At 58.3% G+C, this 23,666-nt stretch carries 17 protein-coding genes and 2 pseudogenes; 12 read left to right on the forward strand and 7 right to left on the reverse strand.

Annotation, left to right across the window (positions count from 1 at the left end; genetic code table 11):
* Genes CO657_RS23550 through CO657_RS23560 form a run of 3 tightly spaced genes read right to left on the reverse strand, consistent with a single transcriptional unit; the run spans position 1 to position 3,574 of the window.
* Positions 1 to 1,044: a TniQ family protein gene (locus tag CO657_RS23550; RefSeq protein ID WP_054186121.1), complete on the reverse strand. Its 1,044-nt coding sequence runs from the start codon at positions 1,042 to 1,044 to the stop codon at positions 1 to 3.
* Positions 1,041 to 1,919: a TniB family NTP-binding protein gene (locus tag CO657_RS23555; RefSeq protein ID WP_054186120.1), complete on the reverse strand. Its 879-nt coding sequence runs from the start codon at positions 1,917 to 1,919 to the stop codon at positions 1,041 to 1,043. The genes CO657_RS23550 and CO657_RS23555 overlap by 4 nt, the downstream gene beginning before the upstream one ends.
* Positions 1,920 to 1,921: 2 nt before the next feature.
* Positions 1,922 to 3,574, reverse strand: coding sequence for a Mu transposase C-terminal domain-containing protein (locus CO657_RS23560; protein ID WP_054186119.1), 1,653 nt, complete (start codon positions 3,572 to 3,574; stop codon positions 1,922 to 1,924).
* Positions 3,575 to 3,681: 107 nt separating this feature from the next.
* Here CO657_RS23560 and CO657_RS23565 point away from each other — a divergent pair.
* The 8 genes and pseudogenes from CO657_RS23565 to istB form a co-directional block, all read left to right on the forward strand.
* A pseudogene (locus tag CO657_RS23565) lies at positions 3,682 to 4,746 on the forward strand (RHE_PE00001 family protein); the annotation flags it as partial.
* Positions 4,747 to 4,775: 29 nt separating this feature from the next.
* Positions 4,776 to 5,387: a hypothetical protein gene (locus tag CO657_RS23570; protein WP_245293088.1), complete on the forward strand. Its 612-nt coding sequence runs from the start codon at positions 4,776 to 4,778 to the stop codon at positions 5,385 to 5,387.
* Positions 5,388 to 5,737: 350 nt separating this feature from the next.
* On the forward strand, positions 5,738 to 6,832 hold the full coding sequence (locus CO657_RS23575) for a DNA cytosine methyltransferase (protein ID WP_425375998.1): 1,095 nt from the start codon (positions 5,738 to 5,740) through the stop codon (positions 6,830 to 6,832).
* The gene (locus CO657_RS23580; protein WP_054186117.1) at positions 6,829 to 8,826 is read left to right on the forward strand and encodes a BbrUII/HgiDII family restriction enzyme; all 1,998 of its coding nucleotides are present in this window, start codon (positions 6,829 to 6,831) and stop codon (positions 8,824 to 8,826) included. Before CO657_RS23575 ends, CO657_RS23580 begins: the two co-directional genes overlap by 4 nt.
* A gap of 60 nt (positions 8,827 to 8,886) precedes the next feature.
* On the forward strand, positions 8,887 to 9,708 hold the full coding sequence (locus CO657_RS23585) for a hypothetical protein (RefSeq protein WP_054186116.1): 822 nt from the start codon (positions 8,887 to 8,889) through the stop codon (positions 9,706 to 9,708).
* A gap of 98 nt (positions 9,709 to 9,806) precedes the next feature.
* Positions 9,807 to 10,382, forward strand: a complete 576-nt coding sequence (locus CO657_RS23590) for a hypothetical protein (protein ID WP_054186115.1) — start codon at positions 9,807 to 9,809, stop codon at positions 10,380 to 10,382.
* An 89-nt stretch (positions 10,383 to 10,471) separates the two neighbouring features.
* Positions 10,472 to 11,965: pseudogene (istA, locus tag CO657_RS23595) on the forward strand (IS21 family transposase); the annotation flags it as partial.
* A gap of 5 nt (positions 11,966 to 11,970) precedes the next feature.
* Positions 11,971 to 12,705: an IS21-like element helper ATPase IstB gene (istB, locus tag CO657_RS23600; RefSeq protein WP_017996675.1), complete on the forward strand. Its 735-nt coding sequence runs from the start codon at positions 11,971 to 11,973 to the stop codon at positions 12,703 to 12,705.
* A gap of 634 nt (positions 12,706 to 13,339) precedes the next feature.
* Here istB and CO657_RS23605 read toward each other — a convergent pair.
* Both CO657_RS23605 and CO657_RS23610 read right to left on the reverse strand, forming a co-directional pair.
* On the reverse strand, positions 13,340 to 13,765 hold the full coding sequence (locus CO657_RS23605; protein WP_342637201.1) for a very short patch repair endonuclease: 426 nt from the start codon (positions 13,763 to 13,765) through the stop codon (positions 13,340 to 13,342).
* A 278-nt stretch (positions 13,766 to 14,043) separates the two neighbouring features.
* Entirely contained in the window at positions 14,044 to 15,234 is a 1,191-nt protein-coding gene (locus tag CO657_RS23610; RefSeq protein ID WP_128715592.1) for a hypothetical protein, read from the reverse strand.
* 303 nt (positions 15,235 to 15,537) lie between these two features.
* Here CO657_RS23610 and CO657_RS23615 point away from each other — a divergent pair, with 303 nt between their 5' ends.
* Positions 15,538 to 15,966 carry a hypothetical protein gene (locus tag CO657_RS23615; RefSeq protein WP_054186125.1) on the forward strand — a complete coding sequence of 143 codons (429 nt, stop codon included), beginning with the start codon at positions 15,538 to 15,540 and terminating at the stop codon, positions 15,964 to 15,966.
* Between the two features lie 20 nt (positions 15,967 to 15,986).
* On the opposite strand, the gene CO657_RS23620 is transcribed toward CO657_RS23615, so the two are convergent.
* Entirely contained in the window at positions 15,987 to 16,760 is a 774-nt protein-coding gene (locus tag CO657_RS23620; protein WP_054186111.1) for an SOS response-associated peptidase family protein, read from the reverse strand.
* Between the two features lie 62 nt (positions 16,761 to 16,822).
* A complete protein-coding gene (gene ligD / locus CO657_RS23625; RefSeq protein ID WP_054186384.1) occupies positions 16,823 to 17,875 on the reverse strand; it encodes a non-homologous end-joining DNA ligase in 1,053 nt (350 codons plus the stop codon).
* Positions 17,876 to 18,145: 270 nt separating this feature from the next.
* Here ligD and CO657_RS23635 point away from each other — a divergent pair, with 270 nt between their 5' ends.
* Genes CO657_RS23635 through CO657_RS23645 form a run of 3 tightly spaced genes read left to right on the forward strand, consistent with a single transcriptional unit; the run spans position 18,146 to position 23,584 of the window.
* The gene (locus CO657_RS23635; protein ID WP_128715593.1) at positions 18,146 to 18,898 is read left to right on the forward strand and encodes an ImuA family protein; all 753 of its coding nucleotides are present in this window, start codon (positions 18,146 to 18,148) and stop codon (positions 18,896 to 18,898) included.
* Positions 18,819 to 20,330 (forward strand): Y-family DNA polymerase, encoded by a 1,512-nt coding sequence (locus CO657_RS23640; RefSeq protein WP_054185684.1) that lies wholly within the window; start codon positions 18,819 to 18,821, stop codon positions 20,328 to 20,330. The genes CO657_RS23635 and CO657_RS23640 overlap by 80 nt, the downstream gene beginning before the upstream one ends.
* Positions 20,327 to 23,584: an error-prone DNA polymerase gene (locus CO657_RS23645; protein WP_054185685.1), complete on the forward strand. Its 3,258-nt coding sequence runs from the start codon at positions 20,327 to 20,329 to the stop codon at positions 23,582 to 23,584. The genes CO657_RS23640 and CO657_RS23645 overlap by 4 nt, the downstream gene beginning before the upstream one ends.
* Positions 23,585 to 23,666: the final 82 nt, after the last annotated feature.

Raw genomic sequence — 23,666 nt, forward strand, 5'->3', positions numbered from 1 at the left:
TTACACTCCTCTCGGTTTCCGCCTCAGGCGACGACCAGTACCTGGGCTCATCATGGCATAGGCACCGAGCAAGTCTGGAAGCTTTATGGCGGGCTCGTTGCCCTTCGAGGCACCCGGCCGTCCTCTTCTTCGCCTGAGAGCGTTCGCAAGCAGCTCGATCCACGCGCGGTGATCACTCGTCGGCGGAATCAGACGCCGCAGACGGCGCGCTTCGCGTTCCTCATCACCATCCTTAGCGCTATCCACCGGCCATTCACTGGGGAGATTGAGACGTTGAGCACAATACGTCCGGGCCGCCGTCGAAAGGCTGGTGAGGGTCATCGGCGAGTAGTAGCCGCCGACACTGGGCATGCTCAACAACCGCCGAATAAGCACATGGCCGGCCGGGGTGTCGGTCAATGCTGCCAGGCTGCAGATATCGTCGATACACCTGTCAAGCGTTCTCGTCGCGGGACTGAGGTGGGGAATGGGGGCACGGCGCAAGTCATAGCCGCAAGGGACGCAGTAATGTTGCGGCACGAGTTCGGCTTGGTCAAAGACCGCAATGCCGCAGTGGCAGGACGGACATCGGTCACGCAACCTGCAGCCATGCTTTGTGCATGAAACCCGGGTCGCCAGCCGCCATCGACGCCGAAAATATGGTTGCGCATCCTCGGCCAGACAACGGCAGCAGAACTGCAGCCAGGTCGAACTCCATTGACGGCCGTTGTTGCGTAGCGGCAGCAGGAGTTTCCTCGGCACGCCATGCGACAACGTCATCGCGGAGAGCTGAGTTGGCGTTATACCCGTGTTGGCGCTCAGCAGCTGTACAATGTCGGCCGGCAGCCTGAGATCAAGGGCTGCCGACCACATTCCCGGATTAAGCCCGAGTACACGAGCGAAGGCGCGAGGAGCAACCCCATTGGCATAGGCAATCCGGTGCAGCCAGCTCGACAGCAACTCGTCGGGCTGCGGCATCACCGTGACGGGCCACCGGTCAGAGACGGCGTCACGATATCGTTCACGTATGGCGATTGTCGGCGCGTGATCGTCGATCGCTGTCATAGGAGGCTTTCGCGCAAAGGCGAACTGCGCCGCTGCGAGATCGGCACGTGGCGCAGCTCGTCGATGCTGCCCTTGGTGATGCGTTCGCTCCCGGATCTGATCGCCGCGACGGCCGCCTTGGTGATGACGGTGACGATCTCGCCGATCAACCCTTCCGACAGGCCGAATATTCGCCGGGCCAACGGCTCGCTCGACAAATCCGAGCTTTTTGCCAGCGGCAACGCGGCTTCGAGACTGTCGAGCAGCATGAGATAGTTCTCGTCATATTGCCAGCGCGGAACCGCGATCAGGTCGAAGCGGCTCGCCATCTCGCTAGTCCCATTGATGAAATCGCTGACTACCACCTCGCCGATCAGCACTGGCGAAATGTCGTACTGGCGGCCGATCCGGCGCAGAAAAGCAAAGACGGCTTCGACGTCGCGCGCACGGCCCCGCAGCGCATTATGAAATTCGTCGAAGATCAGCACCCTCGGTTTGAGGCTGGATAGCAAGTGGTCGAGTTGCTCTGCCTTGCGGCGAAGGTCCCATATGTCGCTGCCAGGAGCGCGCAGGGCCTGGAGAATGCTGGTATAGAAATGCCCAAGGCCGGCGCCTTCGCGCGTCTGAGCGATCCATACTTTTTGCTCGGGCGAGGTTCTCAGGTGCTCGACGGCGAACCGCTCGGCGATCATGGTCTTGCCATTGGCATATGGTCCGACCAGCATCAGCCCCTGAGTTCGCAGCGACGGAGGTCGCTCCAAGAGTTCGGCCAGCCGCCGATGGCTATCCTGGGCAACATGATGTCCGATCCACCGGGGCGCGCGGATATAGGCGATCCGCTCGTCCTGATCACGGTCGAGATACGATCGGACATGCTCGAGCAAATGATCCGCCATCGTTACCAATCCTCCACCGGCAGCCGGCTCTTTTGGCGCGGGGGATGCTCTGCGGGAGGAACCGCTGGTGTCTGCATTACCGTATAAGGCTTTGCTGCCGCGACGGCGTGGGTATTGCGGACAGCATCGCGCAACTGGCGCTTGGACGGTTTGGCAGCTTCAACAATGGCTGAGATCTCTCGGCGGAGCGCAACCTTCTGAGTGCTTGACCGATGGTTTGCCGCACGTCGACGGGCGCGTTCTGCCTCATGCTCCCACAGCGTTACTGACGTCAGCTGACCGTCGCGTCGCCCGACCGGTCGAAACTGTCGGGTTACCGGGTCGCGGACGTAGATGTGGCTGATGTCGCGGGGATCGTATCGCACCTCGATCTTTCCGAGTCGGTCACGCTCTGGAACGAAGATGCCTAGCCACGGTGAATAAAAGTGCAGGGCGAACATGCTGATCCCTTGCGGTGACAATTGCCTCTCCGTCCTTGGCAGAAACGACAGCAGCACGCGCTGCGGATCATCGTCGAAAACCGGCAGCGCCAAACTGTCGCGTTGCCATTCCGTCAGCGGCACCTTCAGGATCTTGGAATTCTCCTGAAGATTGTGATCAATCACGGCCAGCGCAACGCAGCGCTCCAGATCGGCAAAACTCAAGCATGCGCGCCGCTCGGATGGATATTCGTCACGGTCGGCCACCGAACGGCCCGACGAGCCCGGATAGCTCGCGAGAACCCCGTTGACCTTGCCCAACAGCCGTTCAACCACGCCGCCGTGATGAACCCGGCCACGATCGCGAAGGCGGATACGGATGCCGTAATCATCACAGCCTTGTTGGAATGCATGCCCCTTAAACTCCATCGCCGAGTCCGTGACGAGCAGCCGCGGCCGACCGAACATCGGCCAAGCGTGATTGAGTTGGCGCGCGGTAAGCCATGTGTCTTTCGGGCACATGGCCTGGGCGAGGCATAGCGCCACAGACAGCACCGACGGCTTCTCCAAGGTGAGGCAGAAGCCGAGAATGGATCGTGTCGCCACGTCCGTGATGACAGTCAAATAGGGGCGGCCGACAAACACACCAGCCCCATCGACCACCTCCACGAAATTGATATCGGTCGGCGTATGGTCGATCTGGCACACGGCGAGCGGGTGCGGAGCGTGGATATAGCCGGGCCGCGGCTTCAGCCGCAAAAGGTGCTTCGGATTGGCCGAACGCTTCTTCGCGATCTCTACCGGCGAAAACAATGCCGGGATGCGCCGGGCGACCGTCACATAAGCCGGCACGGCAAGACCGGCTTCCTCGCAGCGCGCGCGGATCTCGTCGACCACGGGAGCAAGTGCGGTCGACTCGAGCGTTAGCCACTTCTCGCGAAGCGTGGCCTCGATGATCTCCTCGACCTGTTCCGGCAGTCGTTTGCGCCGACTGACGGCGGTGCGAGGCAGCAGGGCCGTTACCGTCCGATCAGCGCGATAACGGGCGAGTAGATTGTAGATTTGCCGCGAGGTGAGCCGCAGTTCAGCCGCCGCGCATGTTATGGCAACCTGCCTCGGATCGTTGCCATCTAGGATCTTGTCCAACACGCGGGCGACCCGCCGCGCAGTCGACCACTGCTCGTCCGAGATGGCAGGATGTGCCGGCAAGATCCGGTCGTGCAATCGCTTTGGCACAGGTGCTTCATTGAAATCGTTAGCGGAAAATCGCCGCAGATTTAGCACCTAAACCTAACGGGCGTATGACGCTTTCCGGATTGAAATGACAAAGTAAAAGCCACACCGGCATCGCCCTCACGCGTTTGGACGAGCGCATCGCCCGCTCGCCGGTCGGGCAGGGCTTTATCGAGCGCACCCAATTCACGGATGCCTGCGCCTCGCTGTGGATCGACGGCGAGCTCGTCCACCTGGAAGACCTCGTCCTCCACGACCATACACGCGATATTCGCACACCCACGCACGAACTGGCCATCGCCCGCGACGTGCTGCGCACCCGCCGGCGCATCGCCGCCCAACTCCCCGGCTGGGCGCTGTCCTCCGACGGCGTTCGTGCGCTGAGGCAGACGTCAGATGTGACGGCGGCCAGCGCAGACTCCGCTGAGGAGCCTGGCACCACCAGACGTGCGATCCCGACCGATCCGGAAGGAGAGGTGGATGACGGTGACGACGTCGAGCACCTTCCTGGTGTCGACTATGCCGCCATCGATGCCGTGCTGGCCCGCTCGGAGGCGGCGATCGCGAAAGCAAAGACGCCCGGCCCGGCTCGGGCCAAAGATCCGATGGTCTACGATATTGATTGGAACGAGGATGAACGGCTCGACGAATGGCGCGGCGTGTTGCGCCAGGCGGAAAACCTGCCGGCCGTCCTGCAGGCCATCGTCGCCCTCGATGCCTGGAGCGAGCTTGCCGTCCTGCAGCACGCTCCCTGGCTCGGCCGATTATTAGCGGCGTCGATCCTGCGCCAATCCGCCGTCACGACAGGCGCGCATCTCGCCGCCATCAATCTTGGCCTCAAAACCATTCCAGTCGATCGGCGCCGGCATCATGATCGGGAGACCCGGTTGCTCGCTATTGCTTACGGCCTGATCGCGGGCGCCGAGCTCGGTCTGAAGGAGCATGACCGGCTGGCGTTGGCGCGCACGATGTTTGAGCGAAAGCTGGGCGGACGCCGGACGTCTTCAAAGCTGCCGGAGCTGGTCGAGCTGGTGATGGCAAAACCATTGGTGTCGGCCGGGATGGTGGCGAAGACGCTCGAGGTGACGCCGCAGGCGGCGCGGCGGATTGTTTCGGAGCTCGGCCTGAGGGAGATGACAGGGAGGGGGAGGTTTCGAGCATGGGGGATTTTATGATGAAACGAGATGACACGGTGAGAGTAGGTATGAGCAATGAGAACGTAATAAATGCATCGGCGACCGCTGAGCGTCTGATGCGAGCTTACCATATCCACTGTGTCGCACCTGATCCTGATACGCTGTTTAGATTCTTAGAAGCGGCTCACAGCGCTAATGACCGGCTGAAGAAGTCAGCCGGTGTTGAATTCATCGATATTCCCGAATTTATCGCCTTAAAATGCTTGCGAAATTTCTTCCACCACCATGACGAGTTGCGCCACGTTGTGCGGGTCGTTCCGACTGCAGGCCTGCCTATTCTGACTGATCTGCTATTTATGTGCCTCGCGCCGCGGGACCTGATCAATGAGGCAATAGTCCAAGCGCCAGATCGTTTCAGAGCGCAAACACAAGCGGCATGTGACTTCGCTTTTCATTGGTACGGCACGACGGTGAATATCAATCCTTGTCTTTTCAACTTCGTGGTTCACGCATACGAGCGGCTCGTGGAGGCAAGCATTCCGATCTCGGGCGATGAAGCAGATGAATATCGACGAAGCTATGATTTCGAGGCGCAGGCGGGGCAATCTCACTTCGTCGACGGTCGCATTTCAACGACGGCTGGCAGCCTTGATGATCTCCTTTCAGAAATCATGAGTTAGTTTCATCGCGCAGCGCAGTTACTAACTGCACGATGCCTCGGCGTCCTTGAACGGTGGGTTTTTATAACAACTCAAGCCGCCGTTTGATGGTCACTGACAGTTGTCCCGGTTGATAGACCATGAAAACATGGTATCATGATTTCTTTAAATGAGGAGGGGCCGATGCGAACTACGACACCGGACGGGGAAGAGAACCTTCAAGTGACGGTCCCAAGCGTAACGAAGAAAAGCCTCAAGATTAGAGCTGCGGAAAGCGGAGATTCGATGCGAGTAATCGTCCTTCGGGCATTGGCGGAGGCCGGCATCCAAGTGCCGGATGGGGAGTTGCAGGATCGGAGGAAGAGGAAATGATTCAGGGCGCAACAGCCGGTGATCAAATACAAGCCCAACCGACAATAGATCAGGCAGGCCCCGTCGCATCTGTAGTCGATCTTTTTTGTGGGGCAGGCGGTCTGTCTCATGGTTTCTATCAGGAAGGCTTCAGGATCGTCGGTGGCGTCGATTTCGATGAAAACTGCCGATACGCCTTCGAGGCGAACAATGATGCTCCTTTCATCCGGCGAGATGTCGCCAAGCTCACTGCGCGTGAAATCGATAGCTTGTTCCTGTCAGGGCGGCCGCGGGTCCTGATCGGTTGCGCTCCGTGTCAGCCCTTCTCGACCTATAATCAGAAGAATGATGATCCAAAGTGGGAATTGCTCTCGCAGTTCGCCAAGCTGATCGACCAGGTTCGTCCTGACGTCGTTTCCATGGAGAACGTCCCCCGCCTTTTGGACTTCAAAGACGGGCAACTCTTCAACGACTTCGTCGCAACGCTGCGCAATGCGGACTATGATGTCGTCTGGAAGGTCTTGTATGGCCCAGACTTTGGGATGGCCCAGACACGGTCCCGATTAGTTCTCTTGGCCTCGAGGCTTGGAAAGATTGAACTACCTGTGCCGACCCACATTGATGGCTATCGGACTGTCCGGGACGAAATTGGGGATTTGCCGGCACTCACGCATGGCAGTGTCGATCCGACCGACCATTTGCATTGTGCAAGCCGGTTGTCTGAAATTAACGTCAAGCGTATCGAAGCATCAAGGCCTGGCGGCACTTGGCGCGATTGGCCGAAGGAGCTTGTCGCTCGTTGCCATACAACGACAACAGGCAAGGGGTATTCGTCTGTCTACGGCCGCATGACATGGGATTCTCCATCGCCAACGATAACCACGCAGTTCTTCGGGTTCGGAAACGGTAGGTTCGGACACCCTGAACAGGAGCGCGCCCTCTCGTTGCGCGAAGGCGCTATGCTTCAGGGTTTTCCTCGTGACTACGAGTTTGCCCCTCCGGGTGATCGTATCCACTTCAAGGCAGTTGGGCGCCTGATTGGAAACGCTGTGCCCGTAAAACTCGCAAATGCGATCGCTAAGGCCGTCAAATTACATTTAGGGCAATACGAATGACCATTCCCCGCAAGCTCGTCATGCGCATAAGTCTCAACGCGCTCGAACATTTAGGGATCAATCTTTATAGCAACATTCCAGCCGTCCTTTCAGAAGTCGTTGCAAATGCCTGGGATGCTGATGCGGAAGAGGTCACCGTCATCATCGACAAGGCCGCGGAAACGATCACGATTGAGGATGACGGAACGGGGATGGACCGTGATGGCGTAATTGATCGTTTTCTGACCGTTGGCTTCAAGCGCCGGGACGAACTCGGAGAGGAAACGGCGTCGGGGCGACGGCCGATGGGCCGAAAGGGGATCGGAAAACTTTCGATCTTTTCAATTGCCCAAGTCGCTGAAGTTTACACGACGGTCAACGGTCAGAACACGGCTTTTAGTATGGACCGAGAAGTGATCAGAAAGGCAATTGCCGGAAAAGGTCAGCAGGAATATGAACCGACAGAATTGACGACCTGGCCAGCAGGCCTGACGAAAGGTACTCGGATCGTCCTGTCGAAAATCTCCAAATCACTGTCGGGGATGACTGTGGAGGGTTTGAAGCGCCGGGTGGCGCGTCGCTTTTCGGTAATCGGTCCCAAGCACAATTTCAAAGTGAAAGTAAACGGTAGCGAGATCGGTCCTGAAGATCGCGCTTACCACAACTCTCTTCAGTATATCTGGACCTACGGCGATCAGAGTGAGTTCGTCAGTCAGTGCAAGAAGTTGGAGCGCCCAGCAGAGGCGCGACTTGCAAACATATCGGTTGAGCTGAAGAAGGCCGGCCTTACACTTACGGGATGGCTTGGGAGCGTCGCAAAGCCAGACCAATTGAAGGACGAGGAAGGCGATAATCTAAACCGCCTGGCGATCTTCATGCGCGGTAAGATGGCGCAGGAAGACATCTTGGACGAATTTGGCCAAAAAGAGATTTATGCGGACTACCTAATTGGGGAGCTTCACTGTGAAGAACTAGACTTGGATGACCATGGCGATATCGCCACCAGTAGCCGCCAATCGCTTAAAGAGGACGATCCAAGATTTGAAGCTCTTCGGAAAGTCGTCCTTTCCGAGTTGCGATATATAGCGAGCAAGTGGAGCGACTGGAGACGATCAGATGGAGCAAAAGCTGCAGCTGGCGTCCCTGCCGTGGCCACATGGCTTAATGGACTGCAGGGAGACACGAAGAAGAAGGCTGAACGCTGGATAGGACGCCTGAATACGATTAGGGCGAACGATGAGGGCGATAGGCGCGAACTGTTGAAAGCATCAATCCTCGCGTTCGAAAGCTATCGCCGCCGTGAAGACTTAGACCGGTTAGATACGATCAGCGACTCCAATCTTGCTGAGATACTTCCGATCTTCGAAAGCATTGATGATCTTGAGGTCAGTTATTATGGCCAAATTGTCCGGGGACGTGTGAAAGTCATTGAGACGCTCCAGAAGAAGGTCAATGACAACGAGAAGGAAAAGCTTCTACAAGCTTACGTGTTTGAGCACTTGTGGCTACTCGATCCGTCTTGGGAGCGGGCAAAAGGAAGCGAACATGTGGAAACACTCGTTCAGACCTACCTCGCTTCGAACACCGCGTCTCTGACCGCGAAAGAGAAGAAGGGCCGCATCGACATTGGCTATCGGACCGCGACAGGTAAGCACATCATCGTCGAAATGAAACGGGCCGATGTCGCAACTCCGCTCGATACACTAGTAGCTCAAGTCCGAAAATATCGCGACGGAGCCAGAAAGGTTCTGGCGACTACCCAAAACAAAGGCTGGCCGATTGAGATAGTTTGCCTCGTCGGCAAGGCGCCACCAGAATATTACGATGTTGACGGTACCGGTCCACAAGGTGTTGAATCGGCGTTGGCGGGCGTAAATGCCCGAATCGTCTTCTACAATCAGTTGCTGGAGAATGCTCAACGATCCTACGCAGATTATCTGGAAGCACATGAGAAGCTTGATAATCTCTGGGGCGTGTTCAACGCTATTGATGATTTTTCTACATCCAGTGAGTGAAATTGACCCGAATTTCCCTGAGCGTCATGTTGACCTGAAACTGCCTGTGGGAGGCCGGAGATGGCGCACACCTTTACTACATTGCGTCATCCGGTTGAGAAGCTCTTGGAGGCCGAGCACTTTCTAGCACGTCTGGTGCAGGCTGACGGGATCGTCTTTCAATTCGAACTTAACGCGTTCCTGTCGGCCTGTCGCAGTGTTACCTTCCTACTGCAGTCCGCGTTTTCTGAAGTTCCCGGCTTTTTGGAGTGGTATGAGCAGCGCCGCGTCGAAATGGCCGCGGACAAGGCGATGGTATTTTTCCTGAAACTACGAAACCTTTCCCAAAAGGCGGGCCCCGTCTCTTATGTAGGTGGGGGTCGCCTCAATGGCGGCTGGACCTACAGATTTGTTCATGGCTCGGAGCGTGTCCCTGAAGAATTGCATAATAGGGACATCTGTAGCTGCTGCGCCGAGCAACTTCGTAAGGTTGCTGGCGTGGTTGCCGATTGCGCCAACACCTTCCCGTTCTACTCATGCCCCGCTGCTGCCTTTACCATCGAAGGGATGGCGTACCTCAGATACACCATGCATGACGCGGAGCGGGCGATTGGCGTGCCTGTGGGATATAGCGATGTGGTGGGCTTCGGCCCGGATTTGAAGCTGCACTATTTGAAGCGCGAGCTTGAGCCACTCGACCGTACGACCTTAATCCGCATGGCTGCCGGCGAATTCAGGTACGGGGCTGAACAGTTGGTATTTCCGGACATACAAGGACGCGATTTGGCCGACGATTTGGCCGCGCTCGTCGATCCAAGAGATCCTGATGGCGGCGACATGCGCACGATTTTTCTAAGGGCCATGGGCGCACGCATTGATCGGCAAAGCTCGGACGACGCTTGATCCTGGGATCTCGTCGCGCGATCCGACGCCTATCAGTTTGAGTATAGTGATGCGGCACCGTAGCGTGAGAAGGACAATGCTGTTTTTGGAGGGTTCGATTGGTGCAGCGCGTAATTGTCGACAGCAACATGCTCCAAGAGCCGGGCTTGCGCGCCTACTTCCTGGCAGCACCCGATAATTTGGTGGTGATGCCGGATTTTCTCTGGGCTGAAATCTACAAGCAGCAATCAATCATGAGCCTAGCGTCCGCTTTCTCGGTGATCCGCGACTTTCCGGATCGTCTCGTCGGCCTGCGATCGGCGAGCGAGTTGGCGTGCCTGGATCCTAGGAGCGCTGATCTCGTCGAACGGATGCTTTATCAAGACGTGCCGGATAAGATGCGATCGACCTTTGAGGCCATAGTCCTTGCTGAGCAGGGCGAGGATTGGGTCTTGAAGCAATTGGCGGAGCGTTGGTCGGCGGCTTCTGCGAACATGGATGGGATGCTCGAAGGTGCGGAAGATATCGTCCAATCGCTTCCCGAAATTGCGGACATCTTCACCGCGGAAGAGAAGCGCCGCTGTCGGACGAGTTCCAAATATACCTTGGAGATGATGGAGAAAATTTTTGGAGCCGCTGACCAGCTTTACGAAGAATTTATAGGTAGGTACGTGTGTTTAAGCATGGAATGTTGACCCCTCTGGCGGGGTGATACTTATCCAATTTTGACCCCCCTTGGATTTCATCCGACCATCCGGCTTTTGCCAGTGGATGGGGTGGGGAGTTGAAGAGAGTGGATACGATTGCCCGTGTCCGACGAGCCTTCCATGTTCAGGGCTGGTCGGTGAAGAAGATCACCAGAGAGCTGAATGTTTCGCGTAATACGGTTCGCAAAATCCTGCGTTCTGATGCGACTGATTTTGTCTACAAACGAGAACATCAACCGTTGCCCAGGATCGGAGCCTGGAAGGGTGATATTGAACGGTTCCTCATTGCCAACGAAGGCAAGGCATCGCGCGAACGGCTGACGCTGATCCGGATTTACGAGGAGGTTCGGGCACTCGGCTACGACGGCAGTTATGACGCGATCCGGCGATATGCCAAGACCTGGGCGAAGAACCGGGGAGCCGTGACGGCGGAAGCCTATGTGCCCCTCTATTACGCGCCGGGCGAAGCCTACCAGTTCGACTGGAGCCACGAGATCATTCTGATCAACGGGGTGACTACGACCGTGAAGGTCGCGCATGTCCGGCTCTGCCACAGCCGGATGATGTTCGCCCGAGCCTATATGCGTGAGAGCCAGGAGATGGTGTTCGATGCCCATGACAAGGCCTTCGCCTTCTTCCGTGGCACCTGTACGCGCGGCATCTACGATAACATGAAGACTGCGGTCGAGGCGGTGTTCGTCGGCAAGGAGCGACAATACAATCGCCGCTTCCTGCAGATGTGTAGCCACTATCTGGTCCATCCCGTTGCCTGCACGCCCGCATCCGGATGGGAGAAGGGACAGGTCGAGAACCAGGTCGGACTGGTTCGAGAACGCTTCTTCACACCACGTCTTCGGGTTAAAAGCCTGGAAGAGCTGAACGTCTGGCTGCTCGATAAGTGCATCGCTTACGCCAAGGCACACCGTCATCCTGAACAGACCGAGCGAATGATCTGGCAGGTGTTCGAGGAGGAACGCGGCAGCCTCGTGCATTACGTCGGGCCGTTCGATGGTTTCCACAGCGTCCCGGCCTCGGTGTCGAAGACCTGCACGGTCCGTTTCGACAACAACAAATACTCCGTCCTCTCGACTGCGGTCGGCCGCCCTGTTGAGGTTCACGCCTATGCCGAGAAGATCGTCATCAGGCAGGACGGCGTGAACGTCGGTGAGCATCCGCGTTGCTTTGGCCGTGGCGAGACGATCTACGATCCCTGGCATTATGTACCCGTTCTGGCTCGCAAACCCGGCGCTTTGCGCAATGGTGCGCCGTTCAGGGACTGGGTGTTGCCAGCGGCGATGGAGAAGGTCCGCAAGCGCCTGAAGAGCGTCCACGACGGTGATCGGCAAATGGTCACAATCCTTGCATGCGTTCCCACCGATGGTCTGACGGCCGTCGATGCGGCCTGTCAGGAGGCGCTGGACCAAGGCGTCTGCTCGGCCTCGGTGATCATCAACATTCTGGCTCGTAGTCGTGACCCGGCTCCGGCCGCAACCCTGCAAACCCCGGATGCGCTTCGATTGACCCATGAACCGGTCGCCGACTGCGCACGCTATGACAGCCTCAGGAGGGCAAGCTGATGGAACGCACACAGGTTCTCGAACTGATGAGCACGCTGAAGCTCTATGGAATGCGCAGCGCCTACGACGAGGTCATGGGCAACGGCATCAAACGGCAGCACGAACCGCCGCGCATTGTCGGTGATCTCTTGCAGTCGGAGATCGCCGAGAAGCAGGCCCGCTCCATTCGCTACCAACTCAGCATCGCCAAGCTGCCCCTCGCTAAGGACATCGACGATTTCGACTTCACCGATACGCCGGTCAATGAATCCCTGGTGCGGGAGCTGGCTACCGGCACCTTCGTCGCCGATCAGCGTAACGTCGTCCTCGTCGGCGGCACGGGAACCGGAAAGAGCCATCTCGCCATCGCGATTGCCCGTGCACTGATCCGCAACGGAACACGCGGGCGCTTCTTCAACGTCGTCGATCTGGTCAATCGGCTGGAAACGGAAACGCGCAGCGGCAAGCAAGGGCGGACGGCCGACTATCTCAATCGTCTCGACTTCATCATCCTCGACGAACTCGGATACCTGCCATTTGCCCTGGCCGGCGGCCAACTCCTATTCCATCTGATCAGCAGGCTCTACGAGCGCACGTCGATCATTGTCACCACGAACCTGGCGTTCGGTGAATGGCCGACGGTGTTCGGCGATGCCAAGATGACGACGGCACTTCTCGACCGCCTGACGCACCATTGTGAGATCGTCGAGACCGGAAACGAATCCTGGCGCTTCAAGAACCGCTCTCAAAGCTAAAGCCGAAGAGCCCCATCACCCGCACTTGGCCTACCCTCTGCAACCCGGCCAGCGCCGGGAAGGCCAAGCGCTGATCTACAGCACAGGGGGGTCAAAATTGGATAAGCAAAAGGGGTCAATGTTCGGTGCTGATTGACAAGGTACGAGACGTCTATTGGCCATGTTTCTCCAGACCATCGCTATGATGCGTATCTCTATCGATATGCGTTAGCAATTATCATTTATTCGCTGTGGTGGATCAGGAACGGCAGCCAGCTGCCCCAACGGCTCGACAAAGCACGGAACGATTTCATTGACCTCGGCTTCGCCGTATACGCGACATACTTTGATGGCTTTATGACACATGATGCGAAGGCCGGCTGGATGTATTGAAATCTGTGCGGGGCTTTGAAGGCGATTGGCGCAAGACATTTGCGCTTGTAACGCCGTACCAGAGGCTTTTTCACAACGCCGGTCGTTCCCCACTTAGCCATTCGACAGGAAGTCAGCTACCGGCGGCGGTCGCGCCCCGGGTGTGGCTGGAAAGTTTTCGTTGCGGCGAAATTTTCCCCATGGATAGAAGCATTTGAAATTCCCGGCGCGACCATACGGATTAGAAGCTAGTCAGATATGCGAGGAAACAGTTAGGAAAAGGTCAGGATAGGAAAGAAATCAACTTTTTCCCTAGCGAAACGGCATCACGTGTTTCGCACCCCCAGACGATAACAACACTCCAACCCATGGCCTCAAGTTTGCTCTCGGCCAAGGCATCCCGCTCCTTGTTTCGGCGAAATTTTTCTTGCCAAAAATCGGCGCGTGTTCGTGGGGTCGTGGCATGTTTGCAGCCGGCGTGGCGATGCCAGAAGCACCCATGCACGAAAACTACTTTTTTACGTCGTGGAAACACTACGTCAGGGCTACCGGGCAAGTCCTTACGGTTGATGCGAAAGCGGTACCCAAGAGCATGTGCAACTCGTCTTACTGCCATTTCCGGCTTCGTGTTGACTTGCCGGACGCTCGCCATAATTTTCGATCTGACCGCAGAGATGGGCTCGTCATTCACCATGAGTTTCGGTAGCATTAATTTTTGGCTGTTTTGAGGCTTGCCCTCGCAGCGCCGGGGCGGCGCCTTGCCAATCTGATAGAAGTGGATAGTCCCGTCGGCGGATCGGGTTGCGAAGGAATAATCCTGGCTGAGGAATGGTGCCGTACTGATCTACGAGCCACAATTACCTGTAGGATGGGCTACGACTACGAACTTGCATTGCTGGAATTCGCCAGGCGTAACCAGTCATCTGCAGCATGGATACCAACCTTGTGAGCGCGGTCGTAGCAATCCGCAGTATTCAAAGCGGAGAGCTATGCGCCAGATGACAGAACTTTCGACGGCTTCTTCTTCGAAGGTCGCTTCAAAGCGCCAATTTTCCGAAAATAGTCGATGACTTCTTGATTCAGGCCACCTGTGAAGGTGCGCTCAATCGCGTCGTTCCCGAAGAATTTCCGATAACGCGCAAGAGTATCCTCGGCGGCTCTCGTCGCACCGCCGGTAATGACCGTGATCTTTGGCTTGATCCTTTCAGTCAACTGGATGCGTTTTAGTAGGTGTTTGAACTCGAAGTCAGCCGCGGGCATCGAATAGCCAAAAAAGATCCATCTAGGAGCGTCTTTGAGGTGGCTTTCGGCTGTTCGCCAAGTGGCCGCATGCATCGGAAAATCGAGTGCCTTTCGAAAGCTGAAGGTGGCAATGCGCGTTCCAAGCGCCTGCGCCCTGCAATGAGGGCAATGCGGTTCATACGACTTTGGTATTTCCATCGCAGGGTCGAGGTTCGGCATCGCTTTCCAGTCGCGTGCTTGAAACAACGTCCTAGCAACCCCCTCCGTTTGGTCGGGTTTGACCCAAAAGAGTTCTCGACAAGCATCGCAGTAGAGCCAGTTGATAGAACCATGCGGTTTGAGCAGGCGCAGCGTTTTCGCCTCCGGCGGGGCCGCAGGCCGAAGACTGACCTCTCCCTTTGAGAAGCCCGCATCCGAAGCATTGCATCCGTAATCGATGCGATCGATTTTCTGACGCAGGGCAACCCCCCGTTCGATGACCATGTCCCAATTCATGCTCAGAACAGCCGTATTGTCGACATTGAGTTCGTCGAACAGAGTATTTAGCAACTTGCTTTCGGCAGATCGCGACCGAAGGTATCTGTTGTAGTCCTGCTGCAGCATGCGAACGATCCGAACGATCATCGCCCGTCGGACGAGACGGAGTTTCGCTGCCGAATACGAAGTTCCCAAGTGATGACCCGTGTTGGCTGAAAGATCGACAAGTGTGAAAATATCTTCCAACTCCGGCCACAGCTTGCTTGGATTCGTCTCCCCACCGTTGAAAGTATCGTCTACGAACTTCCTGAGAAATTCGACCTGTTTGACGCTCGGCCCGTCAGTTTTCAGGGACGCCGTATCGAGCAGGTGCTCTGTGAAATCGGTAGCGAGTGGCAGCCCGGCAGTCTTTGAGAAACCTGCCCCCACGATCAATAAAACACCCGGATCGAATTCCACGCCGTTCACCTCGCTTTTTGCGCGATTATGCCGCGCAGCCAACAGAACCCCACGCTCATTTGCCGGACGGGGCACCCGTCACATAGCTGTAACTACGCCGCACATCCCGAACAGCGGGTACACCATACGCGTCTACACCATCATCGGGAGGATATGTTACGGACCACCGTCGAGAAAAGCATTAATAGAGATTATCCCAAATTGTCAGGCAGTTGGGATTTTCGAATTGCGGGTCGTGGGTTCACATCCCTTCAAGGCGATGAAGTCGGTTGGCATCTTAATATACAGGAGGGTTTCTGCATCATGCATATTGAGACTGAACAACATGGTGAGATGTCGTGTCAAATCGATGCTAATGAGGAGATGGACCACTACGTCGGAACCTTGCGCTACAGGATCTTCGAGGTCGGCTTTATCTCCGGTTCCAGTGTAGGGGCTGTGAGGGCTCAGTTTCGAGCCATCTGTGAAATGACCGATGCAGGAGGCATGGTTCGTAACGGTATAATTATGACGGGCTATCACAACCGTGCTTTTAACGGTGACGTATTGCGCGTCGACGGCGAAATTATCGGCGAATGGGCTTCAGATGATGAAGAGTGGTGTCATTTCACCGCAGTCGACACCGTTGAGGTCACCCTCAGCGCGCCATCACCTTGGATGCTGCATGACTCGATCGCGACTTGGATGAACTGCGACGGTGACACAACTGAGGCTTACCAAACCTCTGCCTAATTTCACCGGCACCCGCTCGACTACAGTAAGCTGCCATGTTCCACCGGCTCTCCGGATTTCGAAATGATCGTGGATCCGTACGGTTCGCGGGACGAGATGATCAGCGCGTCATCCGATAATGGGCGGGCCAGTTCCTTGGCCTCTTCCCATGGCGCCCGCATCCAGGTGTCCGTCTCTTCCTTCGTCAGCAACAGGACTGGCATCGCCTTTCCATGGATTGGCTTCACCAGGTCGTTGCGATCCGTGGTCAAAAACCCACAGAGATCGTCGGTGGTCAGCCCGTCTCGGACCTTCCGGACACTCTGCCACTGCGGCACATGGATGCCGGCAAAGAACATCAGCGACTTTTGCTCGTCGCGGGCGAACCAGGCATTTGGCACCTTACCACCTTCCGCTTGGCTGGCCGGATCCGGTTCCGCGAAACTGGTGACCGGGACGAGGCATCTATTTTCGACGCCGAACCATCGCTTCCAATGCGGAAAATTGAGCTTGCGCACATTGGTGGTGCCGCGGTCGGCCTCCATGCGGATCAGCTCTTCGAGATCGAATGGCTTGCCCTTGGCCGCAAGTTTCTCGGCTTTCGCTTTGGCGGCCTTCTCAAGCGTGAAGCGCGGCGAGGGCAGGCCCCAGCGCGCATGGACCAGTTGTTTCTTCCGGTCCGCGGTATTGCGGACGATCGGCCCCATCTGATCGGGGTTCATCTGGTAGGCGGGCATCAAGTTGATCAGGCTTTCGGCGTCCTGGGCCAACTTCGCGACCCAGTCCTTGTCTTCCATGCGATAAAGATTGCACATTGTAGGCTATCTATTCCGCTGAGCTCGACTGGCTGACAATCTAGCCTATGGCGCTGATTTCGCTAGTCGAGCCGGAAGACGTCGGCATTGTCCTGGCGATCGCGCAAACCCTTGTAGGATGGATGGCGAAGTTTCCGGTCTGTCGTCCAGGCACGAAACTCGATCTCGGCAATCAGGGTCGGCTCGACCCAAACAATATCGGCACTTCCGGAATAGGGCAGGGGCGGCTGCTTTCGCTTCCAGCGCAGCTTGTCCAGCATCTTCCGCAACCGGACGGTTTCCGTTTCCTTGAAGCCCGTCCCGACACTTCCAACGTGGACGAGATCGGCTCCGCGATAGGCAGCAAGCACCAACGAGCCAAAGCCGGCAGGGGATGCCGATGACTTCTCATAGCCGATGATGAGGAAAGCCTCGCTCTGGACGCATTTGATTTTCACCCAATCCCCGGTCCGGCCGGAACGATAGGGCCGATCGAGGTGCTTGCCGACGATGCCTTCCAGGCCGAGGCGGCAGACATGCTCAAGGAGGACGGCTGGTTCGACGTCGAGTGTCTCCGATAGCCGAATGCCACCGTCTTTGCCGGTCAACAGGTCATCGAGGAGATGCCGGCGCGACCGGTATTCGACGCCGCGCAGATCGTGTCCGTCGAAATAAATGAGATCGAACGCGTAGAAGATGGCGCCGGAAGCTCGGTTACCCGCTTGTTTGCCGGATGCGCCGAGCGACTGCTGCAGCAGCCCGAAATCCGGCCGCCCCTCTGCGTCGAGCACAACGGCCTCGCCATCGATGATCATCGTCGCCGGCCCGAGCGCGCGGGCCGCTTCTAGGATCGCCGGAAACCGGCGCGTCCAGTCATGGCCGCCGCGGGTGAGGATCCGGATATCCTGCGGCTCGATATGAACGGCGAGGCGATAGCCATCCCACTTCACCTCCCAGCTCCACTTGTCTCCCTTCGGAGCATGGCTCTTCAATTGCGCCAGCGCGGGCTCGACACGGTCAGGCATCGGATCGAAAAGCAGCTGTGGCTGGGCCGGATTGCGCTTCTTGCGCGGCCGCGAACGAATCGGAGCCTCGGTATCACGAAGGAGCGGCTTTGATCTCGGAGGCTTCGTCATCGTGGCAGTTCAGCAGAAAAACCTTAAAGACACTGTGACGATACGGCATTTGTCCCCGTAATCCACGCTGGAGATGTGCAGGCGCTGCGAAAAAAACTCAGCCGGTCGCTACCGGCCTGATTCCCATGGATATTCTTCTGATTCCTCATGTTCAGGATAATATTCCCATCATTCCGGTTGCTTGACTCTTCAGTTCGGCGGGAACAGAAACAGAACATCCGCATTTTGCTCGACATGATGTCGGCGGCCAACACGAGGGAGCCGTGAACGATGACTGCTGCCCGCGAAAGGGTGATTTCCGATTTGCGCGAGCGCATCGCCTCGCTGGAAGGCGTGTCAGCCAGAAAGGCTGGTTGTCTTTCCTTCGGCGTGCCGGAAATTGATGCGGTCCTCCCAGGCGGTGGTCTTGCCTATGGCGCCCTGCATGAGTTTGCCGGCGGCGGGCAAGGCACGGTGGATGGTGCCGCGGCGGCGCTTTGCGCAGCTGGCATCGCGGCGCGCACCAAAGGTCCTGTGGTCTGGTGCCTGACGCGGCCGGACCTGTTTTTTCCCGCACTCGCTGAGGTCGGGCTGCATGCGGACCGGGTGATTTTCGTCGAGTCCGACAAGGAAGAGGATGTGCTCGCCAATATGGAGGAGGGGCTGTCCTTCGGCGGATTGGGTGCTGTGGTCGGTGAACTCGTCCGCCTGCCGATGGTCGGCTCGCGCCGGCTCCAGCTGGCGGCCGAGAAAACAGGGACGATGGCGCTCGCCGTCCGACGCTGGCGCAGGCAGACGGAGGCGAATGATCTTGGCCAACCCACGGCATCGACCACAAGGTGGCGGGTCAGCGTCATGCCGTCGGAGGAGCTGCCAGTGCCGGGTGTCGGAAGGCCCCAATGGTTGCTGGAATTGATGCGCGTAAAAGCCGGTGAATGTGCTGAATTTCTCGTAAGGGCGTGCGATGACAAGGGTTGTCTCGATCTATCTCCCGGATCTGCCGACGGATCGCATTCGTCGCGCCGATCCGTCCATTCCGCCTGAACAGCCAATCGCCGTGATTGCCAGGAGCGGCTCGAAGCGCTGGGTGTCGGCCGCTGACGTGGCCGCCAGACAAGCCGGCGTTCATGTCGGCATGCCGGCGGCGAAAGCGCAGGCTCTATTCCGTGGCCTGATGCTGGTCGATGCGGATCCTGCAACGGATGCCGCAGCACTCGAGCGGATCACGCTCTGGGCTCTGACGCTCTATTCCCCGATCGTCGCGGTCGATGGGATCGATGGCATTGTCATGGATACCGAGGGCGCCGATCACCTGCAAGGCGGCGAACTGCCGATGCTGACGAAGATCGCCAATCAGTTTCTGGCCAGAAAGCTCACGTCCCGTGTCGCTGTCGCCGACACCTGGGGAGCAGCTCATGCCTGCGCGCGCGCCATCAGTCGGGATACGGTTATCGTGCCGATCGGTGAGACCGCGCGCGCCGTCGAAAAACTGCCGATATCGCTATTGCGCCTTCCGGGGAAGGTCGTCAGCGACCTTCGTACGCTCGGCTTCCAGACGATCGGCGAATTGGCAAACACGCCGCGCGCGCCGCTGACGCTTCGTTTCGGCCCGGAGATCGGCCGGCGGCTCGACCAGATGTGCGGCCGTATCTCCGAACCGATCGACCCGATCCGCACCGCCGATCTGATCGAGGTCTCCAGAGCCTTTGCCGAGCCGATCGGTGCTGCCGAGACGATCGACAAATATGTCGGCCGGCTGGTCGTGCAACTGATCGAGGAACTGCAAAAGCGCGGCCTTGGTGTTCGACGCGCTGACCTGATCGTCGAGAAGGTCGACGGAACGCGGCAGGCGATCCGCGCCGGCACGGTGAAGCCAGTGCGCGATGTCGCCTGGTTGACGAAGCTGTTTCGCGATCGGACGGAAAAGATCGAGCCCGGCTTCGGGATAGAGAAGCTCACCCTGGTCGCTGTCATGGCCGAGCCGCTGGAGGAGCGCCAGAAATCCTCATCGCTGGTCGAGGAGGAAGTCACGGACGTGACGCCGCTGATCGATATCTACGGCAACCGTGGCCAGCGTGTTTATCGGGTGGCGCCCGTTGCCTCCGATGTGCCGGAGCGCTCCGTCCAGCGCATCAGTGCCGCGGCCGATCCGGTCGTAGTCACCTGGGTCAGTCATTGGCGCCGGCCGGTCCGGTTGCTGGCGCGTCCGGAGCTGATCGAGGCGATCGCCTTGCTGCCGGACCGCCCGCCGGTCTCCATCACCTGGCGTGGCAAGCGCCGCAAGGTCAAGCGGGCCGATGGCCCTGAGCGGATTTTTGGCGAGTGGTGGCAGCGCGACGCCGAGATGGAGGCGGTGCGGGATTATTTTGTCATCGAAGACGAGGCTGGCGAACGCCTCTGGGTCTTTCGCTCGGGTGATGGCATCGATCCTGAAACCGGTAGCCACCGCTGGTTCATGCACGGGATCTTCGCATGAGCTACGCCGAGCTGCAGGTGACGACCCATTTTTCCTTCCTGCGCGGTGCAAGCTCGGCGCAGGAACTGTTCGAGACCGCCAAGGCTCTCGGTATCGAGGCCCTCGGCGTCGTCGATCGCAATTCGCTGGCCGGGATTGTGCGGGCGCTCGAGGCGTCGCGCGCCACCGGTTTGCGCCTCGTCGTCGGTTGCCGGCTCGATCTCACCGATGGCATGTCCGTGCTGGTCTACCCGACGGATCGCCCTGCCTACTCCAGGCTCACTCGGTTGATTACGCTCGGCAAGTCGCGCGGCGGCAAAAACAACTGCATCCTGCACTGGGACGACGTCATCGCATATTCCGAAGGCATGATCGGCATCCTGGTACCGGATTTGCCGGATGACACCTGTGGGCTCCAGCTGCGCAAGATGGCCGAGGTATTCGGCGATCGCGCCTATGTGTCGCTTTGCCTGCGGCGTCGGCAAAACGACCAGATGCGGCTGCATGAAATTTCCAATCTGGCGGCACGGTTCAAGGTGAAGACTGTGGTCACCAATGATGTGCTCTTCCATGAACCGGGCCGCCGGCAGGTGCAGGACATCGTCACCTGCATTCGCACCCGCACGACGATCGACGATGTAGGCTTCGAGCGCGAGCGCCATGCCGATCGATACCTGAAGCCGCCGGAAGAAATGGAGCGCCTTTTTCCCCGCTACAGCGAGGCGCTCGCGCGGACAATGGAGATTGTCCGCCGCTGTAAGTTTTCGCTTGAGGAACTCACCTATCAATATCCGGAGGAGGCGATCGTGCCAGGCAAGGACGCCCAGGCCTCGCTCGAGCACTATGTCTGGGAATGCGTGCCAAACCGCTATCCAGAAGGTCTGCCACCTGGTGTTTTGAAAACCGTGCGGCACGAGCTCGATCTGATCCGCACCATGAAATATGCCCCGTATTTTCTCACCGTCTTCTCGATCGTGCGCTATGCGCGCTCCCAAGGCATTCTCTGCCAGGGCAGGGGTTCGGCGGCCAATAGTGCCGTCTGCTACATTCTCGGCATCACCAGCATCGATCCCTCGACCAACGATCTTTTGTTCGAGCGCTTTGTATCCCAGGAGCGCGACGAGCCGCCGGATATCGATGTCGATTTCGAACACGAGCGGCGCGAGGAGGTCATTCAGTGGATCTACCAGACCTACAGCCGAGAAAAGGCAGCACTCTGTGCGACCGTCACCCGCTACCGCGCCCGTGGTGCGATCCGCGATGTCGGCAAGGCGCTTGGCTTGCCAGAGGATGTGATCAAGGCGCTGTCGTCGGGCATGTGGTCCTGGTCGGAAGAGATCTGCGACCGCAATATCCGGGAGCTCAATCTCAATCCGGATGATCGCCGTCTAGTGCTGACCCTGAAACTGGCACAGCAGTTGATGGGCGCGCCGCGTCACCTCGGTCAGCATCCCGGTGGTTTCGTGCTCACGCATGATCGGCTCGATGATCTGGTGCCGATCGAGCCGGCGACGATGAAGGACCGGCAGATCATCGAATGGGACAAGGACGATGTTGAAGCGCTGAAGTTCATGAAGGTCGATGTGCTGGCGCTCGGCATGCTGACTTGTATGGCGAAAGCGTTCGATCTGATCTGCGATCATAAGGAGGATGATCTCGATCTGGCGAAAATCCCGCAGGAGGATCCGGCCACTTATGCGATGATCCGCAGAGCAGACACGCTCGGCACCTTCCAGATCGAAAGCCGGGCGCAGATGGCAATGCTCCCGCGTCTAAAACCCCGTACCTTTTACGATCTCGTCGTGCAGGTTGCGATCGTCCGGCCCGGACCGATCCAAGGCGACATGGTGCATCCCTATCTGCGGAGGCGTGAGGGGAAGGAACCGGTCGAATATCCGACGCCGGAACTTGAGGCGGTGCTTGGCAAGACGCTCGGCGTGCCGTTGTTCCAGGAGAGCGCCATGCGGGTGGCGATGGTCTGCGCCGGTTTTACCGGCGGGGAGGCCGACCAGCTCCGCAAATCGATGGCGACCTTCAAGTTCACCGGTGGCGTTTCGCGGTTCAAGGACAAGCTGGTGTCGGGAATGGTGAGGAATGGCTACACGCCGGAATTTGCCGAAAAAACATTCTCCCAGCTCGAAGGATTCGGCAGCTATGGGTTCCCGGAATCCCATGCGGCGTCGTTCGCGCTCATCGCCTATGCCTCCAACTATGTGAAATGCCACTACCCGGACGTCTTCTGTGCGGCGCTGCTGAACTCGCAGCCAATGGGGTTTTATGCGCCGGCGCAGATCGTCGGTGATGCGAGAGCGCACGGCGTCGAGGTGCGGCCGGTCTGCATCAACCGTTCCCGGTGGGACTGCACGCTGGAGCGGATCGGCAGGTCCGACCGGCACGCCGTCCGGCTCGGTTTCCGGCAGGTGAAGGGATTGGCTGTCGCTGATGCCGCGCGGATCGTCGCGGCGCGCAGGAACAGCGCCTTTGCCTCCGTCGATGATATGTGGCGCCGGTCCGGCGTGCCAACCGAGGCGCTCGTCCAGCTTGCCAAGGCGGACGCCTTTCTTCCGTCGCTTACGCTTGAGCGCCGCGATGCGCTCTGGGCGATCAAGGCGCTGCGCGACGAACCGCTGCCCTTGTTTGCAGCTGCGGCCGAACGGGAAATGGCCGCCATTGCCGAGCAGCAAGAGCCGGAGGTCGCGCTTCGACAGATGACGGACGGCCATAACGTCATTGAGGACTATAGCCATACCGGCCTGACACTACGGCAGCATCCGATCGCCTTCCTGCGCAAGGACCTGTCAGCACGCAACATCATCACGTGTGCCGAGGCGATGAGTTCGAGGGACGGGAGGTGGGTCTATACTGCAGGCCTCGTCCTGGTGCGGCAAAAGCCGGGATCGGCAAAAGGCGTCATGTTCATCACGATAGAAGACGAAACGGGGCCAGCCAACCTCGTTGTCTGGCCGACACTCTTTGAAAAACGCCGCCGGGTCGTCCTCGGATCCTCGATGATGGGGATCAATGGCCGGATCCAGAGGGAAGGGGAGGTTGTCCACCTTGTTGCCCAGCAGCTGTTCGACCTGTCAGGCGACCTGGTCGGCCTTGCGGATCGCGATCAAGAGTTCAAACTGCCGACCGGGCGGGGTGATGAGTTTGCCCATGGTGGTGGCCCAGATCCACGGGATAAGCCGAAGCCTGTGGTAACCCCGCGCGACATGTTCGTGCCTGACCTTCACATCGATACGCTGAAGGTGAAGAGCAGGAATTTTCAGTGAGACGCGGGAGGGAATGACGGGTGGTCGGTGCGTATTGGTTCAAGAGCACTAAACGGGCGCGGCCTCGGCTGAGTCGCACCGA

Origin of the sequence: Rhizobium acidisoli, assembly GCF_002531755.2 — a bacterium.
Classification (GTDB): domain Bacteria; phylum Pseudomonadota; class Alphaproteobacteria; order Rhizobiales; family Rhizobiaceae; genus Rhizobium; species Rhizobium acidisoli.